This window comes from Nonomuraea sp. NPDC049646, from assembly GCF_044465525.1.
Classification (GTDB): domain Bacteria; phylum Actinomycetota; class Actinomycetes; order Streptosporangiales; family Streptosporangiaceae; genus Nonomuraea.
This window is the reverse complement of the sequence record NZ_JBITLU010000001.1, coordinates 837,184-857,520: the sequence shown is the minus strand read 5'-3', so window position 1 is coordinate 857,520 and position 20,337 is coordinate 837,184. Positions and strand designations below refer to the sequence as shown.

At 72.9% G+C, this 20,337-nt stretch carries 19 protein-coding genes and 1 pseudogene; 12 read left to right on the top strand and 8 right to left on the bottom strand.

All coding sequences use genetic code 11. The features are described from left to right. Nucleotides 1-14 precede the first annotated feature (14 nt). A complete protein-coding gene (locus tag ACIBQ8_RS03860) occupies nt 15-950 on the bottom strand; it encodes an ABC transporter permease (RefSeq protein ID WP_397168842.1) in 936 nt (311 codons plus the stop codon). After that, the gene (locus ACIBQ8_RS03855) at nt 950-2,572 is read right to left on the bottom strand and encodes an ABC transporter substrate-binding protein (RefSeq protein WP_397190981.1); all 1,623 of its coding nucleotides are present in this window, start codon (nt 2,570-2,572) and stop codon (nt 950-952) included. The genes ACIBQ8_RS03860 and ACIBQ8_RS03855 overlap by 1 nt, the downstream gene beginning before the upstream one ends. A 136-nt stretch (nt 2,573-2,708) precedes the next feature. Between ACIBQ8_RS03855 and ACIBQ8_RS03850 the strand changes: the two genes are divergently transcribed. Continuing rightward, entirely contained in the window at nt 2,709-3,746 is a 1,038-nt protein-coding gene (locus ACIBQ8_RS03850; RefSeq protein ID WP_397190980.1) for a LacI family DNA-binding transcriptional regulator, read from the top strand. Here ACIBQ8_RS03850 and ACIBQ8_RS03845 read toward each other — a convergent pair whose 3' ends face one another. Further along, nucleotides 3,747-4,193, bottom strand: coding sequence for a MarR family winged helix-turn-helix transcriptional regulator (locus ACIBQ8_RS03845; protein ID WP_397190979.1), 447 nt, complete (start codon nt 4,191-4,193; stop codon nt 3,747-3,749). 87 nt (nt 4,194-4,280) lie between these two features. Between ACIBQ8_RS03845 and ACIBQ8_RS03840 the strand changes: the two genes are divergently transcribed. The 7 genes from ACIBQ8_RS03840 to ACIBQ8_RS03810 are packed head-to-tail and all read left to right on the top strand — an operon-like array spanning nt 4,281 to nt 13,152. After that, nucleotides 4,281-5,084: a crotonase/enoyl-CoA hydratase family protein gene (locus tag ACIBQ8_RS03840; RefSeq protein ID WP_397190978.1), complete on the top strand. Its 804-nt coding sequence runs from the start codon at nt 4,281-4,283 to the stop codon at nt 5,082-5,084. Beyond that, complete coding sequence (locus tag ACIBQ8_RS03835) at nt 5,081-7,060, top strand: acetoacetate--CoA ligase (RefSeq protein ID WP_397190977.1); 1,980 nt, start codon at nt 5,081-5,083, stop codon at nt 7,058-7,060. Before ACIBQ8_RS03840 ends, ACIBQ8_RS03835 begins: the two co-directional genes overlap by 4 nt. Further along, nucleotides 7,057-8,004 carry a 3-hydroxyacyl-CoA dehydrogenase NAD-binding domain-containing protein gene (locus ACIBQ8_RS03830; protein ID WP_397190976.1) on the top strand — a complete coding sequence of 316 codons (948 nt, stop codon included), beginning with the start codon at nt 7,057-7,059 and terminating at the stop codon, nt 8,002-8,004. Before ACIBQ8_RS03835 ends, ACIBQ8_RS03830 begins: the two co-directional genes overlap by 4 nt. Before the next feature lie 17 nt (nt 8,005-8,021). Further along, nucleotides 8,022-8,942, top strand: a complete 921-nt coding sequence (locus ACIBQ8_RS03825; RefSeq protein ID WP_397190975.1) for an amidohydrolase family protein — start codon at nt 8,022-8,024, stop codon at nt 8,940-8,942. A 13-nt stretch (nt 8,943-8,955) separates the two neighbouring features. Then, the gene (locus ACIBQ8_RS03820; RefSeq protein WP_397190974.1) at nt 8,956-9,303 is read left to right on the top strand and encodes a hypothetical protein; all 348 of its coding nucleotides are present in this window, start codon (nt 8,956-8,958) and stop codon (nt 9,301-9,303) included. A gap of 5 nt (nt 9,304-9,308) precedes the next feature. Further along, the gene (locus ACIBQ8_RS03815) at nt 9,309-10,220 is read left to right on the top strand and encodes a hypothetical protein (RefSeq protein ID WP_397190973.1); all 912 of its coding nucleotides are present in this window, start codon (nt 9,309-9,311) and stop codon (nt 10,218-10,220) included. A gap of 1 nt (nt 10,221) precedes the next feature. Beyond that, complete coding sequence (locus ACIBQ8_RS03810; protein WP_397190972.1) at nt 10,222-13,152, top strand: CHAT domain-containing protein; 2,931 nt, start codon at nt 10,222-10,224, stop codon at nt 13,150-13,152. Nucleotides 13,153-13,220: 68 nt separating this feature from the next. Here ACIBQ8_RS03810 and ACIBQ8_RS03805 read toward each other — a convergent pair whose 3' ends face one another. Continuing rightward, complete coding sequence (locus ACIBQ8_RS03805) at nt 13,221-14,864, bottom strand: carboxylesterase/lipase family protein (protein WP_397190971.1); 1,644 nt, start codon at nt 14,862-14,864, stop codon at nt 13,221-13,223. A gap of 37 nt (nt 14,865-14,901) precedes the next feature. Beyond that, entirely contained in the window at nt 14,902-15,606 is a 705-nt protein-coding gene (locus ACIBQ8_RS03800) for a hypothetical protein (RefSeq protein ID WP_397190970.1), read from the bottom strand. A gap of 193 nt (nt 15,607-15,799) precedes the next feature. Between ACIBQ8_RS03800 and ACIBQ8_RS03795 the strand changes: the two genes are divergently transcribed. Continuing rightward, nucleotides 15,800-16,429: a TetR/AcrR family transcriptional regulator gene (locus ACIBQ8_RS03795; protein WP_397168820.1), complete on the top strand. Its 630-nt coding sequence runs from the start codon at nt 15,800-15,802 to the stop codon at nt 16,427-16,429. A gap of 74 nt (nt 16,430-16,503) precedes the next feature. Here ACIBQ8_RS03795 and ACIBQ8_RS03790 read toward each other — a convergent pair. After that, nucleotides 16,504-16,611: pseudogene (locus ACIBQ8_RS03790) on the bottom strand (hypothetical protein); the annotation flags it as partial. A 105-nt stretch (nt 16,612-16,716) separates the two neighbouring features. On the opposite strand from ACIBQ8_RS03790, the gene ACIBQ8_RS03785 reads away from it, so the two are divergent. Then, on the top strand, nt 16,717-17,295 hold the full coding sequence (locus tag ACIBQ8_RS03785) for an FCD domain-containing protein (protein WP_397190969.1): 579 nt from the start codon (nt 16,717-16,719) through the stop codon (nt 17,293-17,295). A 94-nt stretch (nt 17,296-17,389) separates the two neighbouring features. Continuing rightward, a complete protein-coding gene (locus tag ACIBQ8_RS03780; RefSeq protein WP_397190968.1) occupies nt 17,390-18,007 on the top strand; it encodes a polyketide cyclase /reductase in 618 nt (205 codons plus the stop codon). 54 nt (nt 18,008-18,061) lie between these two features. Here the strand turns inward: ACIBQ8_RS03780 and ACIBQ8_RS03775 are convergent, their stop codons facing one another. Together ACIBQ8_RS03775 and ACIBQ8_RS03770 are read right to left on the bottom strand one after the other, a co-directional pair. After that, nucleotides 18,062-18,781 (bottom strand): MerR family transcriptional regulator, encoded by a 720-nt coding sequence (locus ACIBQ8_RS03775; protein WP_397190967.1) that lies wholly within the window; start codon nt 18,779-18,781, stop codon nt 18,062-18,064. A gap of 32 nt (nt 18,782-18,813) precedes the next feature. Further along, the gene (locus tag ACIBQ8_RS03770; RefSeq protein ID WP_397190966.1) at nt 18,814-19,662 is read right to left on the bottom strand and encodes a hypothetical protein; all 849 of its coding nucleotides are present in this window, start codon (nt 19,660-19,662) and stop codon (nt 18,814-18,816) included. 50 nt (nt 19,663-19,712) lie between these two features. Between ACIBQ8_RS03770 and ACIBQ8_RS03765 the strand changes: the two genes are divergently transcribed. Next, nucleotides 19,713-20,267, top strand: a complete 555-nt coding sequence (locus tag ACIBQ8_RS03765; RefSeq protein ID WP_397168810.1) for a hypothetical protein — start codon at nt 19,713-19,715, stop codon at nt 20,265-20,267. The last annotated feature ends 70 nt before the right edge of the window (nt 20,268-20,337 follow it).

The following is a 20,337-nucleotide window of genomic DNA, read 5'->3' as shown; positions in this document are numbered from 1 at the left end:
AGGGGACTCCTTCGCTACGCCCTGCGCAGGCGCGGATCAATGGCCGGTTGGACCAGGTCGACCAGCAGGTTGGCGCCCGCGAAGACGACGACGATCAAGGTGGTGACGGCCTGCACGACCGGGAAGTCCTTGACGGTGACCGAGCTGACCAGCAGTTGCCCGATCCCGGACAGGCCGAAGGCGGTCTCCACGATCGAGGTGGCGACGAGCAGCCCGGCGATCACCGTGCCGGTGACCGTGCTGATCGGCCCGAGCGAGTTGCGCAGGACGTGCCGCCGGATCACCGCGCTCTCCTGGACGCCCCGCGAACGCGCCACCTCGACGTGCTCGCGGGCCAGCTCCTCCAGCATGGACGCGCGGGTGACGCGGGCCAGCAGGCCGGCGAACGTCAGGGCGAGCGCGGCAGCGGGCAGGGTCAGATGCCAGAGCCGGTCGGCCGGCCCGTCCCCGTTGCCGAAGGCGGGGAACCAGCCGAGCTGGACGGAGAACAGCGAGATCAGGCCGATCGCCGCGACGAACGAGGGGGTCGCGGTGGCCACCCCGGTGCCGATGAGGACGACCCTGTCGAGCGGGCCCGGCCGCAGCGCGGCCAGGGCGCCGAGGATCAGCCCCGCGACCACGATGAGCAGCCCGGCGTAGCCGACCAGGAAGAGCGTCGTGGGCAGCCTGGCCAGCAGCAGGCCGGTCACGTCCTGCCGGAACTGCACCGAGCGGCCGAAGTCCCCGGTCACCGCGCCGCCGACCCATTTGAGGTACTGCGTGAGGAACGGGTCGTCCAGGTGGTACTGCGCCCTGATCGCCGCGATCGCCTCCGGGGACGCGGAACGCCCCTGGGTGAGGAACGAGGCCGGGTCGCCGGGAGCCAGGTAGACGGCCGAGAAGACCGCGAACGAGGCCCCCAGCAGGGTCGCGACCAGTCCGGCGAGCCTGCGGCCGAGGAAGGCGGCCATCAGCCGGCCGACCCGAGCGCCGCGGCCCAGGGGTAGACGAGCTGGGTGATGCCGGTGGGCGCGCCGGTGAGCCGCTTGTTGAGGAACATGCTGTGCGGCACCTCGTACAGCGGGATCCACACGAGGTCCCGGACGGCGATCTCCTGCAGCTCGGCGACCACGGCGGCGCGGGCCGCGGGGTCGGCCTCGGCGCTCGCCCGGTCGACGAGCCTGTCGTAGCCGGGGTTGGAGTAGCCGCCGTAGTTGGCGAAGTTGCCGGTCTGCAGGATCCCGTAGAACTCCAGCGGGTCGGGGGTGGAGTCGTACCAGATGGTCATGACCAGGTCGATGCCCTCGCGGGCCTTGGGGTCGGAGAACAGCGCGGAGTAGGCGTCGGGGGCCACCGCCTTCTGCTCGACGTCGAGCCCGATGGCCTGGCCCGCGGCCTGGACGGCGTTCGCGATGACGCCGATGTCGGGGGCCATCGTGCTCGTGGCGATCACGATCTTCCGGCCCGTGCCGCCGGCCTCCTCGACCAGCTTCCTGGCCGCTTCGAGGTCGGTGTCCAGCTCGGGGAGCTCGGCGTAGTACCGCTCGGCGGCCTCGGGGGCGATGCCCCACGCGCCGCGCGCCGCCGGCGCCTTGGCCGGGGTGGCCACCCCGGCCACGCTGGCCTTCAGGATGGCCTTGCGGTCGAGCGCCATGGACAGCGCCTTGCGCAGCCTCAGGTCGCCGAGGGTGCCCTTGAGGTCGAGCGGGATGAGGCTGACGGCGGCGGTGTTGGGGCCGAAGTACAGCTTGCCGCTGGAGGCGGCGCCCAGGCGGGTGAAGCCGGTGGTGGGGACCAGGTAGCTGCCGTCCGCCTCGCCCGAGAGCAGGGCGTTGACGCGGGCCGCCGGGTCGGGGATGAAGACGTTCCGCACGGTCGCGGCCCTGGCCTTGAGCGCGGCGTCCCAGTAGCCGTCGAAGCGCTTGAGGGTGATCGCCTGGCCCTTGTCCCACTTGTCGAGCGAGTACGGCCCGGTGCAGTTCACGCCCTTGTCCGGGGTGCCGTACCCGGTGCCCTGGCGGGCCAGGAACGCGGCGCTCTCGATGGTCCCGGCCGACGTGCCCATCTGCTCGTTGAAGAGCTGGTCGGGCTTCTTCATGTGGACGGTGACCTCCATGGGGCCCGTCTTCTCCACCGACTTGACGTTCTGGTAGGACGAGACCCAGTACGACCCCACCTTCGGATCCATGTGCCGGCGCATGCTGGCGACCACGTCGTCGGCGGTGAGCGGCGAGCCGTCGTGGAAGCGGACGCCCTCGCGGATCGTGTAAACCCAGCGCCCGGGGTCGGGGGACTCGGCCTTGCTCGCGAGCCCCGGCTGCACCTGGAAGCCGGGCGTGATCCGCATGAGCTGCTCGCACACGTTGGCGAGCACGGTGTTGGGCGGGTAATCGAAGGCGTAGGCGTAGTCGAGCGACTGCGGCTCCGCGTAGAGCGCCCAGGTCACGGCGTCCACCGGGCCCTTGGCCGGCGGGAGGTCCGCCGTGACGGTGAAGGCGCCGGCTCCGGCCGCCTTCGGCGCGGCCGGGCCGCCGCCGCAGGCAGCGGCCGCCAGCACGGTCAGCGCCGCGGCGGCGAGACGAGCGGTACGCATCGGACCACCTCTTCCTCGTGCGGGAAAGTGCCACGAGTATTGGTGAAGGAACGTTCCTGCACAAGACACTGAAGGAACGATTCAGCAACGGTGGGCGAGGTGGCGGAACGGCTGACATGCTGCAAAGATCGCACCCATGGAACAGCCAGAGCGTAAGGTCGGCGCGCGCGTGCGCCTGGTCGACGTCGCCCGCGCGGCGGGGGTGTCCAAGACCACCGTCTCGGACGCGCTCAACGGCGCGGGCCGCCTCCCCGACGCCACCCGCGAGCACGTCCGGCAGGTGGCGCGCCGGCTCGGATACCGGCCCAACGCCACGGCGCGGCGGCTGCGCGCCGGGCGCTCACGCCTGCTCGGCCTCGCCGCCCGCGAGTTCGTCGAGCATCCGTGGTTCTACACCGAGCTCGCCTACTTCGCCCGGCTGACCGCCGCCACGACCCGCGCGGGCATGACCCACGGATACGGCGTGGTGCTGCTTCCCACCACCGGCCCCGACGACTACTGGACCGACCTGCCGCTCGACGGCGTGTTCGTGGTGGATCCGGTCGAGGGGGATCCGCTGGTCGGGGACTTCCTGGCCGCGGGGGTGGCCGTGGTCTCCGACCGCAGGGCCGTGGCGGGGACGCCGTGGCCATGGGTCGACTTCGACTACGGCGCGGCCCTGCGCGGCGTGCTCGACCACCTGGCGGCGGCGGGCGCCCGGCGGATCGCCGCGGTCGGCGCCCCGACCACGGCCTGCTACCACCGCGACTCCGTCCGGGCCTACCTCGACTGGAGTGCGGAGCGGGGCCGCGTCCCGTTGCTGGCCCAGCTCCCCGGGCCCGGCTTCGAGCCGACGCTGGCCGCGGTGGAGAGGCTGCTGAGCGATCCCGAGCCGCCGGACGCGCTGGTCGTGCTGGTCGAGGTCAGCCCGTCCCTGCTCCTGGACAGGATCCGCAAGCTCGGCAGGTCGGTGCCCGGCGACCTGCTGCTGGTCTGCGCGACGGAGGACCCCACGGCGCCGTTCACGGACCCGCCCGTCAGCACGCTCAGCTTCCTGCCGGTCGAGACGGCCGACATCGCGGTCGGGATGCTCGTCGACCTCATCGAGGGCCGCGAGGTCGCGGGCGGCCGGCTGCTCCAGGCGAGGTTCGACGTCCGCGCCTCCTCCGCTCCCCGCTCCCTGGCGGGAGGCTGATCACTTGCGGGCCGGGCGCAGGGTCGTCCAGGCCAGGGTGAGGGCGGCGCGGAAGGCGTCGGCCTGGTCGGGCGACAGGCCCGAGACCATGTGGTCCTCAAGGCCGGCGGCGGCCTCGGCGTAGGCGTCGAGGAGCGCCCGGCCCTCGTCGGTGAGGTAGAGCAGCAGTTCGCGCTTGTTGCCCGGGTTGGGGGAGCGGCGGATGAGGTGACGCCGGTCGAGCGCGCCGATCAGGTCGGCCATGGCCTGCGGGGTGACGAAGGAGTCGCGGGCGAGCTGGGCGGCGGTGATCCCGTCCTTGTGCTGCAGAACGGTGAGCGCCGTGTACTGCGGCGTGGTCACGCCCGAGTCGCGCAGCATCTCGTCCAGGCGCGACTTGATCGCCAGTTCGAGCCGTTTGACGGCGTACAGCAGCGACGGGGTGGGGCGGGGCGGGGCGCTGGCCATGGCGAACAGTATCCCAGCCAGGCATTGACAGGAAACCTGATGATACTTCAGCCTTCTTCATCAGGATTCCTGTCAATTGGAGAGCCTGTGACCCCTCCCTGCCCTGACCTGCCCCCATCACTGGCGCTGGAGCGCCACGGGGACGTCGCGGTGCTGTCGCTGAACCGGCCGGCCAAACGCAACGCGCTGGACGAGGCCACGATCGCCGGGCTCGGCGCCTTCTTCGCCGCCCCGCCCGCGTGGGCCAAGGCCGCGGTGCTCGCCGCCGAGGGCGCGCACTTCTCCGCCGGGCTCGACCTGGGCGAGCTCACCGTACGGGACGCCGTCGGCGGCCTGCACCACTCGCGCGGGTGGCACGAGGCGATGAGCCGCATCGACCACGGTGTCCTGCCGGTGATCGCGGTCCTGAAGGGCGCCGTCATCGGCGGCGGCCTGGAACTGGCGGCCGCCGCGCACCTGCGCGTCGCCGAGGAGTCGGCGTTCTTCGCCTTCCCCGAGGGCAGCCGGGGGCTCTTCGTGGGCGGCGGCGCCTCGGTCCGGGTCTCCCGGCTCATCGGAACCCAGCCGATGATCGACATGATGCTCACCGGAAGGGTCCTGACGGCCGCGGAGGGCGAGGCCCGCGGCCTGGTCGACTACCGGGTGGCCGAGGGCGGCGGGGTCACCGAGGCCCTCGCCCTGGCCGGGCGGGTCATCGGGAACTCGCCGATCGCCAACTACGCCGTCCTGCACGCCCTGCCGCGCATCGCCGACGCCGATCCCGAGACGGGGCTGCTGCTGGAATCCCTCATGTCGGCCGTGGCGCAGAGCAGCACGGAGGCCAAGGCCCGGATACAGGACTTCCTCGACGGCCGGGCCGCCAAGGTCGGCCGTCCGGGAGCCGCCCGATGAGCGCCGCCCTCCCCCCGGCGGAGCCGCTGTACGTCCCCGGCCCCGAGCAGATCGCCAGGGCGCACGCCACCGGCTTCATCGGCTGGCTCGCCCGCGAGCGCGGCGTGACCGTACCCACCTGGGACGAGCTGCGGCACTGGTCGGTCACCGGCGTCGAGGACTTCTGGGCGGCGGTGTGGGACTACTTCGAGATCAAGGCCCACACGCCCTACGACACCGTCCTGGCCGAACCGGGCATGCCCGGCGCCCGCTGGTTCCCTGGAGCGACCCTGAACTACGCCGAGCACTGCCTCGGCACGCCCCAGGACGCCGGCCAGGTCGCGGTCGTCGGCCATTCCCAGACGCGGCCACGCGTCGAGCTCACCTTCGCCGAGCTCGCCGAGCAGGTCCGGCGCGTCCGGGCCGGCCTGCGGCGGCTCGGCGTGCGGCGCGGCACCCGGGTGGTCGCCTACCTGCCCAACTGCCCGGAGACGCTGATCGCGTTCCTGGCCACGGCGAGCCTCGGCGGCGTCTGGGCGAGCTGCGCCCCGGAGTTCGCCGCCCCCGCCGTGGTGGACCGGTTCGGCCAGATCGAGCCGGCCGTCCTGCTCGCGGTGGCGGGCTACACCTACGGGGACAAGCAGATCGACCGGCGCGAGCAGGTCCAGGCCATCCGGGACGGCATCCCCTCGCTGGAGCACGTCGTGCACGTCCCGTACGGCGGGCTCGGCCTGCGCGACGCCCTTCCCTGGGCGGAGCTCGCCGCGCCCGGCGACGAGGCGCTGCGGTTCGAGCCCGTGCCGTTCGACCACCCGCTGTACGTGCTGTTCTCCTCCGGCACCACCGGCAAGCCGAAGGCCATCGTGCACGGCCACGGCGGCATCCTGCTGGAACACCTGAAGAACCACGCCTTCCACTGGGACCTGGGTCCCGGCGACCGGCTGCTGTGGTTCACCACGACGGCGTGGATGATGTGGAACACGCTGGTCTCGGCGCTTCTCGTGCGCTCGTCGATCGTGATGATCGACGGCAACCCGCTCCACCCCGACCTGCGCGCGCAGTGGCGGCTCGCGCAGGAGACCGGCGCCACCCTCATGGGCGCCAGCCCCGGCTACCTGATGGCCTGCCGCAAGGAGGGGGTGCGGCCGGGCGAGGAGTTCGACCTGTCCCGGCTGCGGCAGCTCGGCGTGGCCGGCAGCCCCTTCCCCGCCGAGGGCTTCCGGTGGGCGGCCGAGCAGCTCGGCCCCGCCGTCCTGCTGAACGTCGGCAGCGGCGGCACCGACGTGTGCACCGGTCTCGTCCAGGGATCGCCTCTGCAGCCCGTGTGGGAGGGGGAGATGTCCGGGCCGAGCCTCGGGGTGGACGCCAAGGCGTTCGACGAGCGCGGCGACGTGGTGGTCGGCGACGTCGGCGAGCTCGTCATCACCGCGCCGATGCCCTCGATGCCGGTACGCCTGTGGGGCGACGACGACGGCCGCCGGATGCGCGACACCTACTTCAGCCGCTATCCCGGCGCCTTCCGCTTCGGCGACTGGTGCCGTTTCTCCGCCCACGGCTCCTGCGTCATCACCGGCCGATCGGATGCCACGCTCAACCGCGGCGGCGTCCGGCTGGGCACCGCCGAGTTCTACCGGGCCCTGCAGGACGTCGAAGAGGTCACCGACAGCCTCGTCGTCCACCTGGAGAGCGACGACGGCGGCATGGGGGAGCTGATCCTGTTCGTCGTCCTCGCCGGCGGACTCGCCCTGGACGACGCGTTACGCACCCGCCTGCTCGCGCACATCCGCGCCACACTGTCCCCGCGGCACGTGCCCGACGCCGTCATGGCCGTCCCCTTGGTGCCCTACGGACGGACCGGCAAGAAGCTCGAAGTGCCCGTCAAGAAGATCCTGCTGGGCGCCGCGGCCGACGAGGTCGCCTCGGCCGGCTCCCTCATGGACCCGGCAGCGCTCGACGCGTTCACCGCCGTCGCCCGCGACCGCGCGAGGCGGGCGTGACCGGCCCGGCGGGCCAGCCGGTCGCCGTCATCGGCACGGGCGTCATCGGCGCCGGATGGGCGGCGCTGTTCCTGGCCCGCGGCCTCGACGTCACCGCCTTCGACCCCGCCCCGGACGCCGAAGAACGGCTGCGGGCCGCCATCGACCTGGCCTGGCCCGCGCTCACCCGGCTCGGCCTCGCAGACGGCGCCTCCCGCGACCGGCTGGCCTTCACCGCGACCGCCGGTGACGCCGTCGCCGGAGCGCGGTTCGTCCAGGAGAGCGGGCCCGAGGGCGCCGACCTCAAGCACGCGCTGCTGGCCACGCTGGACGAGGCGGCCCCGGCCGGCACACCGATCGCCAGCAGCTCCTCGGGCCTGGTGCCCAGCCGCCTGCAGGAGATGTGCCCCGCGCATCCCGAAAGGGTGCTCGTCGGACATCCCTTCAACCCCGCCCACCTGATCCCGCTGGTGGAGGTCGTGCCCGGCGAGCGCACCGGCCCCGCCGCCACCCAGCAGACGATGGACTTCTACCGCGCCGTCGGCAAGCGGCCGGTGCTCGTGCGGCGCGAGGTTCCCGGGCACCTCGCCAACCGGCTCCAGGCTGCCCTGTGGCGGGAGGCGTACTCGCTGGTGGAGCGGGGGGTCGCGAGCGTCGCCGACATCGACGCCGTCATCGCGCACGGCCCCGGCCTGCGGTGGGCGCTGCTCGGCCCGCTGGTCAACCAGCACCTTTCGGGCGGGCCCGGCGGGATGGCGCACACCCTGCGCCACCTCGGCCCGCCCGCCCAGACCTGGATGGACGACCTCGGCACGCCGCGGCTCACGCCCGAACTCGCCGCCCTGCTCGTCGACGGCGTGCGCGCCGAGCTCGACGGCATCGACCAGGCAGCCATGGCGGCCGACCGCGACGCGCTGCTCGTCGCCCTGCTGCAGGCCAAGCGCCGGCACCACGCCCTTCCCTGACCCGCCGAGAAGGAGAAATGATCTACACCCCGCGCATCGACCCGGACGCCATCGCGGCCCTGGACGTCCACGTCCACATCGAGGCCGACCACCACGGCCGCCTCTCCCTCGACGCCGAGCTGATGGAGGCGTCGGCCAGATACTTCAAGGCCGGCCAGGACCGCACCCCGACGATCGACCGCGTCGCCGCCTACTACCGGCGGCGGAACATGGCCGCGGTGGTCTTCACCGTCGACGCCTCCACCGAGCTCGGCCACCCGGCCCTGTCCAGCGAGGAGATCGCCCGGCAGGCGGCCGAGCACGCCGACGTCCTCATCCCCTTCGGCTCCGTGGACCCGCGCCGCGGCCCGGCCGCCGTCGTCCAGGCCCGGCGGCTCGCACAGGATTTCGGCGTGCTCGGCTTCAAGTTCCACCCGAGCCTGCAGGGCTTCGCCCCCAACGACCCCGCCTGCTACCCGCTCTGGCGGGCGCTGGAGGAGCTGGGAAGCGTCGCGCTGTTCCACACCGGCCAGACCGGCATCGGGGCCGGCCTGCCCGGCGGGCGCGGCATCAAGCTCCGCCACTCCGACCCGATGCTGCTCGACGACGTCGCCGCCGACTTCCCCGGGCTCACCATGATCCTCGCGCACCCGTCCGTCCCCTGGGTGGACGCCTCCCTGTCCATCGCCGGGCACAAGTCCAACGTCTACCTCGACCTGTCCGGCTGGTCGCCGAAGTACTTCCCGCCGCAGCTCGTCCGCCAGGCCGCCGGGCCGCTGCGGCACAAGGTCCTGTTCGGCTCCGACTACCCCGTCCTCACCCCCGACCGCTGGATGGCCGACTTCGCCGCCCTGGACGTCAAGGACGAGGCCAAGCCGCTCATCTACAAGGAGAACGCCCTGCGCGTCCTCGGCCTTGCCGAGGGCCCGTCCCGCCTTGATGCCGCCGTCACGGGCTGAGACTATCGAGGCGATGGACGACGCCGAACGTCTCGCGCTGACCGTGTTGTGCGGCGAACTGCCGGAGTTGCGTGCCGAATGCGCGCGCCAGTCCGAGCGCCACCGGCGGCTGCTCGCAGCCATCGAGGCCGCGGCCCGCGCGCGGCGGCCGATCATCCCCATGCTGGGGCAACTGCTCGGCGGCGACGGCTCCGGCGCCCTGCGCGCCCTCGGCAGCGCGTTGCCGGGCGGCGGCGACGGCCGGGCGCACGAGGAGCGGTTCGGCTGCCCGGACGGCGCGTGCGACCGGCTGGAGACCCCCCTGCCCGGCGGGCCGATCCCGGTGTGCCGGGTGACCGGCACGCCGATGCGGCCCGGGTAGCGGTCGTGGGAGACTTCTTCGCCGAGCTGGCCAAGAAGCTCGCCGAGCGCTGGGTCTCGCTGCTGCTGCTTCCCGGCGTGCTGTTCGTCGCCGTCGCGGCGCTCGGCGTCCGGCTGGGGCATGCCCACGCCCTCGACGTGGAGCTGGCGGCGAGGGAGATGGTCGCGTTCTCCGAATGGTTCGCCCGGCGGCCCGCGGGCGGTCAGGTGGGCCTGCTGGTCGCGGTCCTGGTGGCGACCGGCGCGGCCGGGCTGCTGGTGCAGGCGATGGCCGGGGTGACGCGGACGGTGTGGCTGGGCCGGTGGCCGTGGCCGTTCGGCGGCCTGCGGACCACGCTCGTACGGCGAAGGCGCGACCGCTGGCACGCGCTGCTGACACGACGCCGCACGCTCACCCGGGCCCACCCCGCCGAGACCAGGACCCCTGATCAGCAGGAGCGGATCGACCAGGCGGCGGCCAGGGTCAACCGGATGGCCCTGGCCGAGCCGGGGCGGCCGACCTGGCTGGGAGACCGGATCCACGGTGCGGAGGCGGTCGCACGCGACCGCTACGGCCTCGACCTGCCCTTCGTCTGGCCGAGGCTCTGGATGGTGCTGCCGGAGGCCGCGCGTGCCGATCTCGGGAACGCCGGCACCGCGCTGGCCACGGCGGTCGCCGTCGCGAGCTGGTCGTGGCCCCTGGCCGCCCTCGCCTTCGTGTGGTGGCCGGCCGCCCTGGTCGCGATCGTGGTCGGCGCCGCCGGCTGGGTACGCGCCCGCGCCGCCGTGGCCGAACTGGCGTCGCTCGTCGAGTCCGTCGTTGACCTGCACGGCCGTACGCTCGCGGTGGCCCTGGGCGTGGCCGAGGAGGGCCGGGCCGGGCCGCTCACCGTCGAGGAGGGCAGCCGGGTCACCGCTGTGGCACGGAAAGGACGCTGAGGTGGGGATCTTCGGTGCGCCGCACGGCTTCCGGCTCTATCTGATCGCCCGCCGGATCCGCCGCCGCCTGGCGGCCTACGAACGTACCGGTGACGGGCGGACCGTGCTCGGCGAGGACGCTCTCGCGGACGCGCTGCGGCTGTGGCACGGCGCGGTGCGGCGGCCGCCCTCGGAGATGACCGGCTCGGAGCGCAGACGGCTGTTCAAGGCGCATATCGCCATCGGATGGCTCTTCCACGCCCGCTGGGTGGCCACCGAGTCGAACTTCGAGCTGTCCCAGGCCGTCTTCCACCTGACACCGGTCGCGCACATCCCCCGCGCGGTCCCCGAGCTGCTGCGGACGCTGATCGGGCCCGGCGCCGACCCCGACGTCCAGGCCGGGACGGCGGCGGCCATGCTCGCCGAGGCGCACACCACGTCCGAACCGTCGTACCTGACCGTCGTCATCACGCTGCTCGCCCAGGCGGCGGCCGGGACGCCGTCCGGCAGCCCGGGGCTGCCGCTGCTGCTGATGAACCTCGGCGTCGCCTGCCGCGAGCGCTACCAGCGCCAGGGCGATCCCGGCGATCTCGATGCCGCGGCCTCGGCCACGGAGGAGGCGCTGAGCCTGGTGAGCGAGCAGAGCGGCGAGTGGTTCGCGGCGGCCGCCAATCTGGTCGCGGTCTACGAGCAGCGGTACGAGCTGCGTGGCGAGGTGGCGGATCTGGACGAGGCGATCCGGCTGGGGGATCACGTCGTGGACACCGCGCCGAAGGATCATCCGGTGCTGCCGGTCGCGGTCTCCTACCTGGGCATCGGGTACCAGCTGCGGTACCTGAGGGACGGCGGGCTGACCGACCTGCTCCGGATGATCACGCTGAGCGAGGCGTCGGTCGAGGCCACCCGGCCGGACGATCCCGACCGGCCGGGACGGCTGAACAACCTCAGCATCGCGTTGCTCCAGCGCCACCGGCGGCTGGGTGACGTGGCGAGCCTCGACCGGGCCATCGAGCTGTCGGAGGAGAGCCTGGCGTCGGTGCCCGCCGATCACCCCGAGCGGGTGATCTACCTCAGGCAGCTCGCCGCCGTACTGGCCCGGCGTCACGAGCACGGCGGGGATCCGGGGATGCTGGATCGCGCGATCGAGGCCGGCGAACAGGCGCTCGCGCTGGCGTCCGGCGGCGCGGACCTGGCCAAGCAACTGGCGGACCTCGCCCACGGCTACTTGTGGCGGTACGAGCGCGACGGCGACGCCGCGGACCTCGAACATGCGGGAGAACTCGCCCGCAACGCCCTCCAGCGGCTGCCGGACGGCCACCCCGCCACCGCCGGGATCATCTCCGTGACCACCGACGTCCACTCGGCACGCCGCGCCGCCGGCTCACCCCCGATGACGGTGGACGAGCTGCGGCGCCTCGCCGAGCGGGCCCGCGGCGCCGTCCGCTCGGTGCCCGGCCACAACGTCCACGCCTTCACCCGGCTGGCCGCACTGGCCGCCGACCTCGGGGAGCCGTCGCTCGCCGCCGATCTGTACGACGCGGCGATCGCGCTGCTGCCCGCCGCGGTCTCCAGGCGCAACTCCCGCGTCGACCAGGAAGAGCGGGCCGGCGAGTACACGCACCTGGTGGGCGAGGCCGTCGCCGCCCACCTGGCCGCGGGCGACCCGGCGGGGGCCGTCGCCGTGGCGGAACAGGGCAGAGGCGTCCTGCTGGCCGAAGAGGCCGACCTGCACGCCGACCTCGCCGAACTGGAGGCCCGCGAACCCGGGCTCGCCGCGCGCTTCCGGGACGTCCGCGACAGGCTTCGCACGACGTCACAGGTGCATCCCGGCGGCGTGATGGTGCTCACCACCGAACTGGTCGACGACCGCACGCGGCTGTGGGCCGAGTACGACGACCTGATCGAGGAGATCCGGCGCGGGGCACCCCGCTTCCTCGCCCTCCCGGACCTGGACGAACTGCGCGCCGCGACGGAGGGCGGCGCGGCGGTGCTGGTCAACGCGGCACGCACCCGCAGCGATGCGATCATCATCACCGCCGACGACCTCGTCCCGGTCACGCTGCCCGGCCTCACCTGGGACGACGTGGCGCGGCACGTGGCCGAACTGGTCATCGCCATGCAGGCGTCCGCGGACGGCACGCTGACCGGCGCGCTGCGCATGCAGAGGGTGGTCAAGGAGACCCTGGAGTGGCTGTCGGCCACCATCGCCGGGCCGATCGCAGCGGCCCTGCCCGGCGTGGACCGGGTCTGGTGGCTGCCCGTCGGCATGCTCGGCGTCCTCCCCCTGCACGCGGCCCTTCCCGGCCACGTGGTGTCCTCCTACGCGCCGACGCTCCGCGCGCTCGCCCTGGCCAGGTCGCGCACGCCGGCCACGGCACGCCGCCAGCTCACCGTCGCGGTCACCCGATCACTTGAGCTGCCCGCCCTCAGCGGTACGGCCGAGGAGGCGAAGGCCCTGCACCGGCGCCACCCCGGCGTCCTTCTCGTGGACGAGCACGCCACGACCGGCCGGGTGCTGGCCGAGCTGCCCGGCCGCACCTGGGCCCATTTCGCCTGCCACGCGGCCACCGACGTCGAGAAGCCGTCGTTCGGCGGCCTCGTCCTGCACGACGACCTGCTGCCCGTCGGGGCCATCGCCGCACTGGCCCTGGACCAGGCCGAACTGGCCTACCTGTCGGCCTGTTCGACCGCCTTCAGCGGGATCTTCCACGCCAACGAGTCGATCCATCTCGCGTCCGCGTTCCAGCTGGTCGGCTTCCGCCATGTCGTCGGCAGTCTGTGGCTGCTCGACGACGCGACGGCCGCGGCGGTGGCCCGCGCGTTCTACCGCGAGCTGCCCGGACCGGCCGCGGACGACGCCGCCCGCGTGCTGCATCGCGTCATGCGCGACCTGCGCCGCACCCACCCGGACAGGCCGGACCTGTGGGCGGCACTCGTCCACCACGGCCCGTAGCCATCCGCGCAGGCCGGCGGGCGTGCTCTCAGGCGGCCGGTGATCGCGCGCCCGGTGTCACGGACGCGTCAGGTGAGCGGCTTCCAGAAGTCGCAGCGGTGCTCGCGGCCGAGGTTCACCTCGCCGATCCCGTCCGGGCCCGGGGCGAGCGACAGCACCTGACCTCCGGACGGGTCGTAGGGCGGCCAGCGGGTCGCCCGGTCGCCGTTGGGGTCGCCGGTGCGGGCGAAGCGGGTCCAGTAGCCGATCATGTCGTCGGAGAGCCGCCGCTGCTCCGGCGACAGGTCACGGCCGGCGTACGCGCGGGAGAACAGGTACTGGAGCTCCCCGGCGTGGTAGGCGCCCGTCGGATAGCGCTGCGGGGGAGCCTCCTTGAACCAGGGGGCCGTCCGGTCCGAAAATTCGTAGGCGTAGGTGGGCACGTGCCGGCCGAGCAGCCGGTTCGTCTCGACCGCGGGGCAGGCCCAGGCCCAGTCGGTGAGCGTGCTCGCCATCGCCCAGCTCGTCGAGCCCTTGTAGTCGCTCAGCGGGTAGCGGCGGATCACCTTGGCGGTCCGCTTGCCGTCCAGGCCCAGGAACGTGCCGAGCACGCCGGGGTAGTCCTTGGCGGCGATCGGGCCGCCCGCCTCGGCGTCGAAGCCGACCTGGAAGGTGACGTGCTCGTCCCGGGTGATGCCGTGCATGACCGGCACCTTCGCGAACTCGCCGGACCTGAGCAGGCGTACCGGATCCTGGGGGAGCACCCCGGCGCCGTAGGCCGGCGCGAGCCCGCGCGGGCCGACTGCCTTCAGCAGGACGGACACCGGCTTGGCCCGCAGGCAGGCGGCCGCCGTGCCCGGGTCGGCGCAGCCGGCCGCGGCGGCGATCTCGACGGCCTGCCGCTCGGCCTGCGCCCGCGGCTTGGGACGCCAGGTCTCCGCGTCCGGTCCGGCCGTGCTGGGCGCCCACGGCCAGCGCAGGGTGCACGGCCCGCTCTGCAGGATGACGCGCTGGAACAGCCCCCGCGATCCCGGGGCGGTCAGGTGGACGCAGCTCGACATCCCGCCGGCGGACTCCCCGAACAGGGTGACGTTGCGCGGATCGCCGCCGAACGACGCCGCGTTCGCCCGCACCCAGCGCAGCACCGCCTGCTGGTCCTCGATCCCGAAGTTGCCGGACCCGTGCCGGGCCGGACCGCCGTTCAGCGCGGGGTGCGCCAGGAAGCCGAGCGCGTTGAGGCGGTAGTTGAACGTCACCACCATGACGTCGCCCTCGGTGGCCAGCCGTTCGGCGCCGTAGATCGCTCCGGAGCCGCCCAGGAAGCCGCCACCGTGGATCCACACCATGACGGGCAGCTTCGCGGCGGCGTGCCGCGGCGTGGTGACGTTGAGGTACAGGCAGTCCTCGGCGGTGCTCGGCTTGTCGCCGATGAAGTCCATGACCTGGGCGCACGCGGGGCCGGGGCGGGTCGCGGCGCGCACCCCCGTCCACGCGGCGGCGGGTCGCGGCGATCCCCATCTCAGCGCGCCCACAGGCGGCGCCGCGTACGGGATGCCCTGGAAGAGGCGGTATTTCGCGTGCAGCGCGCCCCGGACGAGGCCCGTCTCGATGCGGACCACCGCCGGATCCGCACCGGCCCGGCGGTGGCTCGCGGCCGTCGCGGGTGGAGCTGTGGCGAGCGCGGTGACCAGGCAGGCGAGCACGGTCACGGGCGCTCCAAGGACGTTTCTCATGGAATTCCTCGAAGTGGGGGGATGGGGGAGTCCCGGCTCAGGAGGCCGGAGAGCCGATCGCACCGGCCGCGACGGCCGGGCCGCGGTCGTGTGCGGGGTCAGCAGCGTGGCGGGCGCTGCGCAGGAGGCTGATGCTGACGGCGAGGGTCCACACGCTCCACAGGGCGCCCATGCTGGCGGTGGTGCCCCAGCCCTGCGCGCTGTAGAAGTCGGCGGCGTCGTCGCCGAAGTACACGGCGGGCAGGAAGGCGAGGTTGATCGCGGCGAGGACGTGGGCCGAGCGCGCCACCCAGCGCGGCAGCAGGCCGAGCCGGGACACCGCGATCCCCAGGGCGATCAGGAAGAGGCCCATGAGGAGCCTGGAGACGGCCCCCTGCATGAGGTACTGGGCGCCGGCGAAGGGTCCTTGTGTGGTGGTGTCGATGTCGTGGCCCACCGTGATCGCCGCGCCCACCTCCATGGACTGCGGGACGAACACCATGGCCACCCACAGCAGGCCGGCGCTCTGGACGACGCCGGCGAGCCAGCGGTAGGACGGGCCGACGTGGCGGATGAGCTCGCCGAGCCCGAGGAAGTGGACGACGTAGACCGTGCAGCCGGTGATGCCGAGCAGGCTGCGGGTCAGGACGTCCCAGTCGGGCGGGGTCTCGTAGATGAAGTACAGCGGGACCTGGACGACGATCAGGATGCTTGCGACCAGGCCGAACAGGCCGGTGTACCTGCGGATGGCGGTCTGGGACACGATGGGTGCCCTCCTCACGAGAGGCGACATAAACAAAACTGGGATCTCGTTAACTCGCTCTCAAAGTAGCCGCGCGACCGCACTAGTACAACCCCGGTTTTCTTAGTTGCTCATTTCAACGGTTAAAGGAAACCGTGGTTGCGTTAGACTTGCTTCTCGGAGGACGGCAATCACGCGAGCAGAGGAGCCTGCCTTGTCCGAGGACCGCCCGGCACCGGGGACGATGCGACCGCGCGGGCGTACCGAACGGGTGCGCGCCGCCGTCCTGGCCGCCACCCGCGCCGAACTGGAGGCCCACGGGTACGCGGACCTGAGCATGGAACGCGTGGCCGACATCGCGGGCGTCGCCAAGAGCACCGTGTACCGGCGCTGGCGCGATCCGGTGGGCCTGCTGGTCGAGCTCATCGCCGACCTGACCGTCTCCGAGGTGCCGCTCCTGGACACCGGGTCGCTGGAGGTGGACCTGCGCGGGCTCGCGGTCGGCATCCACCGCTTCTACAGCGACCCGGTCTGGCGTCCGGCGATGCTCGGGCTGATCAGCGCGGCCGTGCTCGACCCGCGGGCGGCGCAGGCCCTGCACGACTTCTTCGAGACCCGCAACGACATGGCCGCCGAGTCGGTGCGGCACGCCATCGAACGCGGCGACCTCCCGCCCGACACCGACCCGGTCCAGGTGATCCGATCGGTCGGCGCGCCGTTCTACTACCGGATGCTCGTCAGCCACGAACCCATCGACGAGACCGTCGCCGAACAGGCCGCGGCGGCCGCCATCGCCGCCGCGAAGGCCGGAGCGCATCCGATCAGGCCGCCCCGGGGGGCCTGACGGGCGAGACCGACGCCCGTACGGACCCGCGAGATGCGCGGCCGCAGGGAGCGGGCGCCGTCGGAGGGGGTCGGCGCGTCCGGGTCGTACGCCGTGACGGCGTAGCTCTTCGTCCCCTCGGGAGCGCCGCTCCGCGACAGGTGCGGCGAGACGTCCTTGCCTCCCGGGAGGCCGGCGGACATCTCCTCGGCCGGCCGGCGGGCGCCGTCGGCGAGCGTGGTGCTGGTGACGGTGAAGGGCGGCACGTGGGGGAGGCGGGCAAAGGGGTTGTTCACGTCTGTTCCTTCATGGAGGTGGCGGGATCCGGCCCAGCGGCACGAGGTGAGCCTGGCCGTCGTGCGCGAGGCCCTGGTGCAGCTGGTGGGCGAGGGCATCGCGGTGCGGCTGCCCAACCGGGGTTCGCCGTCCCCGACTTCTCCGACCGGCGGTGGCAGCAGATCGCGGAGGCCCGCCGGACGGTCGAGCCGGTCATGCTGCGCCTGGCGATCGAGCGTGGTGACCTCGACCGGGAGGCGCGGGCGCGGGCGGCCCACCACCGCCTGGCCCGCCCGTCGCCGTACGTGCCCGAGGAGGGCGAGTACTACACCGGCGCGTGGTCGGAGGCGCACCGCGTCTTCCACCGGACGCTGCTGGACGGGTGCGGCAACCCCGTGCCGCTGGACGCGTTCGACCGGCTGTGGACGGCGGGTGAGCCGGCCCGCCGCTGGTCGGCGCGGCGCACGCCCGGCCGCGACGGCGCCGCGGAGCACCGCCGCCCGGAGGAGGCGGCGCTGTCCCGTGATGCCGACACCGCCACCGAGGTGCTGACCCGGCGCCTGACGCTGACCGTCGCCGCCCTCACGTCCGCACCTGATCAGGGCAGGTGACCGGCAGGTCGGCGACGGGTTCCGTTGACGCCTTGAAACTTGCGTTATAGCCTCTAACTAACAAGAGTCTATGTAACTTCCTTGTGGAGGCGTCATGTTCCTCGGTCGTTCGATCTCTCGCCGCCGGGTCAGTGCGCGCGCTGTCATGGTTGCGCTCCCGCTGGCCATCGCCGCCTTACCGGCCCAGGCCGCCGCCATCGCCCATGGCTTGCCTGGTTCCTCGCTGACCTGCCAGGGGAAGGGCGTCGACCCGGCTGCCGAGGCCCGCCACCGGAGTGAGATCTTCATCCAGGCGCCGCTGCGCACGATCTGGAACCTCCAGGCCGATGTCGAAGCCTGGCCCTCATGGCAGAAGCCTGCCGCTCCCATGACCGTGAAGCGCCTGGACGCCGGCCCGCTGCGCAGGAACTCCCGGTTCCAGGCGACCGTCCACCTGCCCGCCGACCCGCCGGCCCCGCCCGGCACGGTGGTCATCACCTCCGTGGTCCGGCAGCTCCAGTACGGCACGTGCATGCGCTGGACCGGACCGGCCGACGGTCCCGGCTTCCACATCGACGGCGTCCACGTCTGGAACTTCGTCAAGGTCCGCGGCGGCGTCCTCGTACGGACCGAGGAAAGCCACACCGGCCCGCAAGCCGACCCCAAGTCCGACATGGGCCTTGAAACCTGGCTCAATGACCTGAAAACCGCCGCCGAGGCAGCTCTGCGGTAACGCGGCAGAGCGCGCCTGATCGGCCAGGAAGAGAGCTCGTCTTCCTGGCACGGGTCAGCCGTTCATGAGCTGGGTGAGGCGGTCCCAGGCGGGGGACGAGGCGCCGGGCTGGGATTGCGCGGCCAGCCGGGCGATGGCGGGGTCGGGGACGCGGCTGGTCTCCGAGCAGCTGTGGTGGCCGGCGAACCACTTCCGGGTCCGGTCCGCGAGGACGGGAAGGCGGGGATCGTCCGCGGCCCAGTCGTAGGCGGCGTCGTGTTCGAGGTAGAGGGCGCGGAACTCGGGATCAGCCATGAGCTCGCGCTTTTCGGCGATCCACAAGGAGGCGTCCTCGGGGGAGGCGGTCTGCATGAGGATCCAGCCGCCGCGCTCCAGGCTTGTCTGGCGCTCGCTCACGCCGAGCCGGCGCAGATCGTCGAGGTGGTCGGCGACCTCCGGGGAGACGAAGAGCCGGTCGCCGCCGCGCAGCTGGGCGAGTTGATCGCGGGTTCGCAGCAGCTGCGCGATGCGGTCTTCGAGGTCGTGGTCGATCTCGGCGATGGCCGCCGCGAGCGCGTCCGGGTCGGCGTCGAGAAGATCCTTGACGCGGGCCAGCGGCACGCCCGCATGGGCCAGGGTCCGGATCTTGACGAGATCGATGGCGTCTTCGGCGGCGTAGCGCCGATAACCGGAGGAGTCGCGGTCGGGCTCGGCGAGCAGACCGCGCTCGTGGTAGTGCCGGATGGCTTTGACGGTCACTCCGGCGTAGTCCGCGAGCTGGCCGATCGTGAGCATGCTGGACATCCTTCCACTTCGGCGGGCAGTGATCAGACCCGGCGGGTCAGGCGGCCGCCGCCGTTGCGGAAGCGCGCCTGGCCGTCGCGGACGTCGTGGTAGGAGACGAGCAGCAGCCGCAGGTATCCGTCGAACGTCTCCAGCGGGTAACCGGCGGGCGCGAAGAGGCCCGGACGGATGGGCACGTAGCGCTGCGGCGGGGCCGAGGTCGTGCCGCCGGCGAACTCGGTGAAGATGCGTTCCTGCGTCTCGTCCGCCGGTTCGTAGGTCGTCCGCTCCTCCAACTGGCCGTCGGCGATGCTGACCTCGATGCGGAGCTGGTTGGAGCGGTACGTGCCCACGTACGGGGTGAGGTCCACCTCCTCCGCCCCGGTGATCAGAGCCGGGATCCGGACGCCGAGATGCTCGCTCAGCAGCCACTGCAGGAGCTGGTCCTGCAGCATGATCGCCCCCGGGCTGTTGCCGAAGGCCGTGAGGACCAGGTCGTGCTCGGGCAGGACGCACAGGATGGACACGCCGCCGGGCGACGCGCCGGACATGGCCAGGACGGTGGTCTCGCCGAACGGGTACAGCACCCAGCCCAGGCCCATCGGCGGGGTGTTCGGGGACGCCATGTCGTACGAGACCTGCTGCATGAGCGCGGTCGACTCGGCCGACAGCACGCGCGCGCCGGAAGGCGACACCCCACCCGCGAGGTGGGTGCGCCCGAAGGCGAGCAGGTCGGCGACGGTGCCGATCGGCGTGCCGCCGGCCGGTCCCCAGGTGTCGGGCAGCGTGAACATGGTCGTGGGCTCGGCCGTCATGGTCTCGGGGTTCAGGAAGTGGCCGACCGCCGTGCTGCGCAGGATGGCCTGCGCGGCGGAGGCGCAGGAGTCGTTCATGCGGATGTAGCATGCGCTACATCCGCGGGGCAGGCTGCTACGGTCGAGCCATGGATCGTCGTGCCGAGCTGGCCGAGCAGGTGCTGGACTACGTGCTCGAACACGGTCTCATCGGGTTGTCGCTGCGTCCGCTGGCCAACGCCCTCAACACCAGCGACCGCATGCTGATCTACCACTTCGGCAGCAAGGAACGGCTTGTCGGCGCCGCCCTCGAACTCGCGCAGCAGCGGCTGGCCGCGGCGGCCGAACCGCCCGGCGAGGCGGTGCGCAGCGTCGCCGACCTCGTCAGGCATGTGTGGTCCAGCCTCGCGCACCCGAGCGGCACGCGGACCACCCGGCTCTATCTCGACCTTTCCGTCCTCGCAGCCAAGGAACCCGAACGCTGGAGGGCCGCCGTCGAACAGCTGCGCGGGCCGTGGCGCGAGCCGCTGCGAAGCGGCCTCCTCGCCCTGGGCATCCCGGCGGACGAGGCCGAGCCGCTCGCCGACCTCATCCTCGCCACACTCGACGGCCTGGCACTCGACCGCATGGTGGCCGCGGACCCGGCCCGCGCCGACAACGCGGCAGCCGCCTTCGCCGGCCTGCTGGACCGCCACCCCGGCTGACCGCCGAAGCCCCGGCCGGCAGGCGGATTCCATCCTGACGGGCGGTACCTGGTTCACCCCTGGGGGTGAG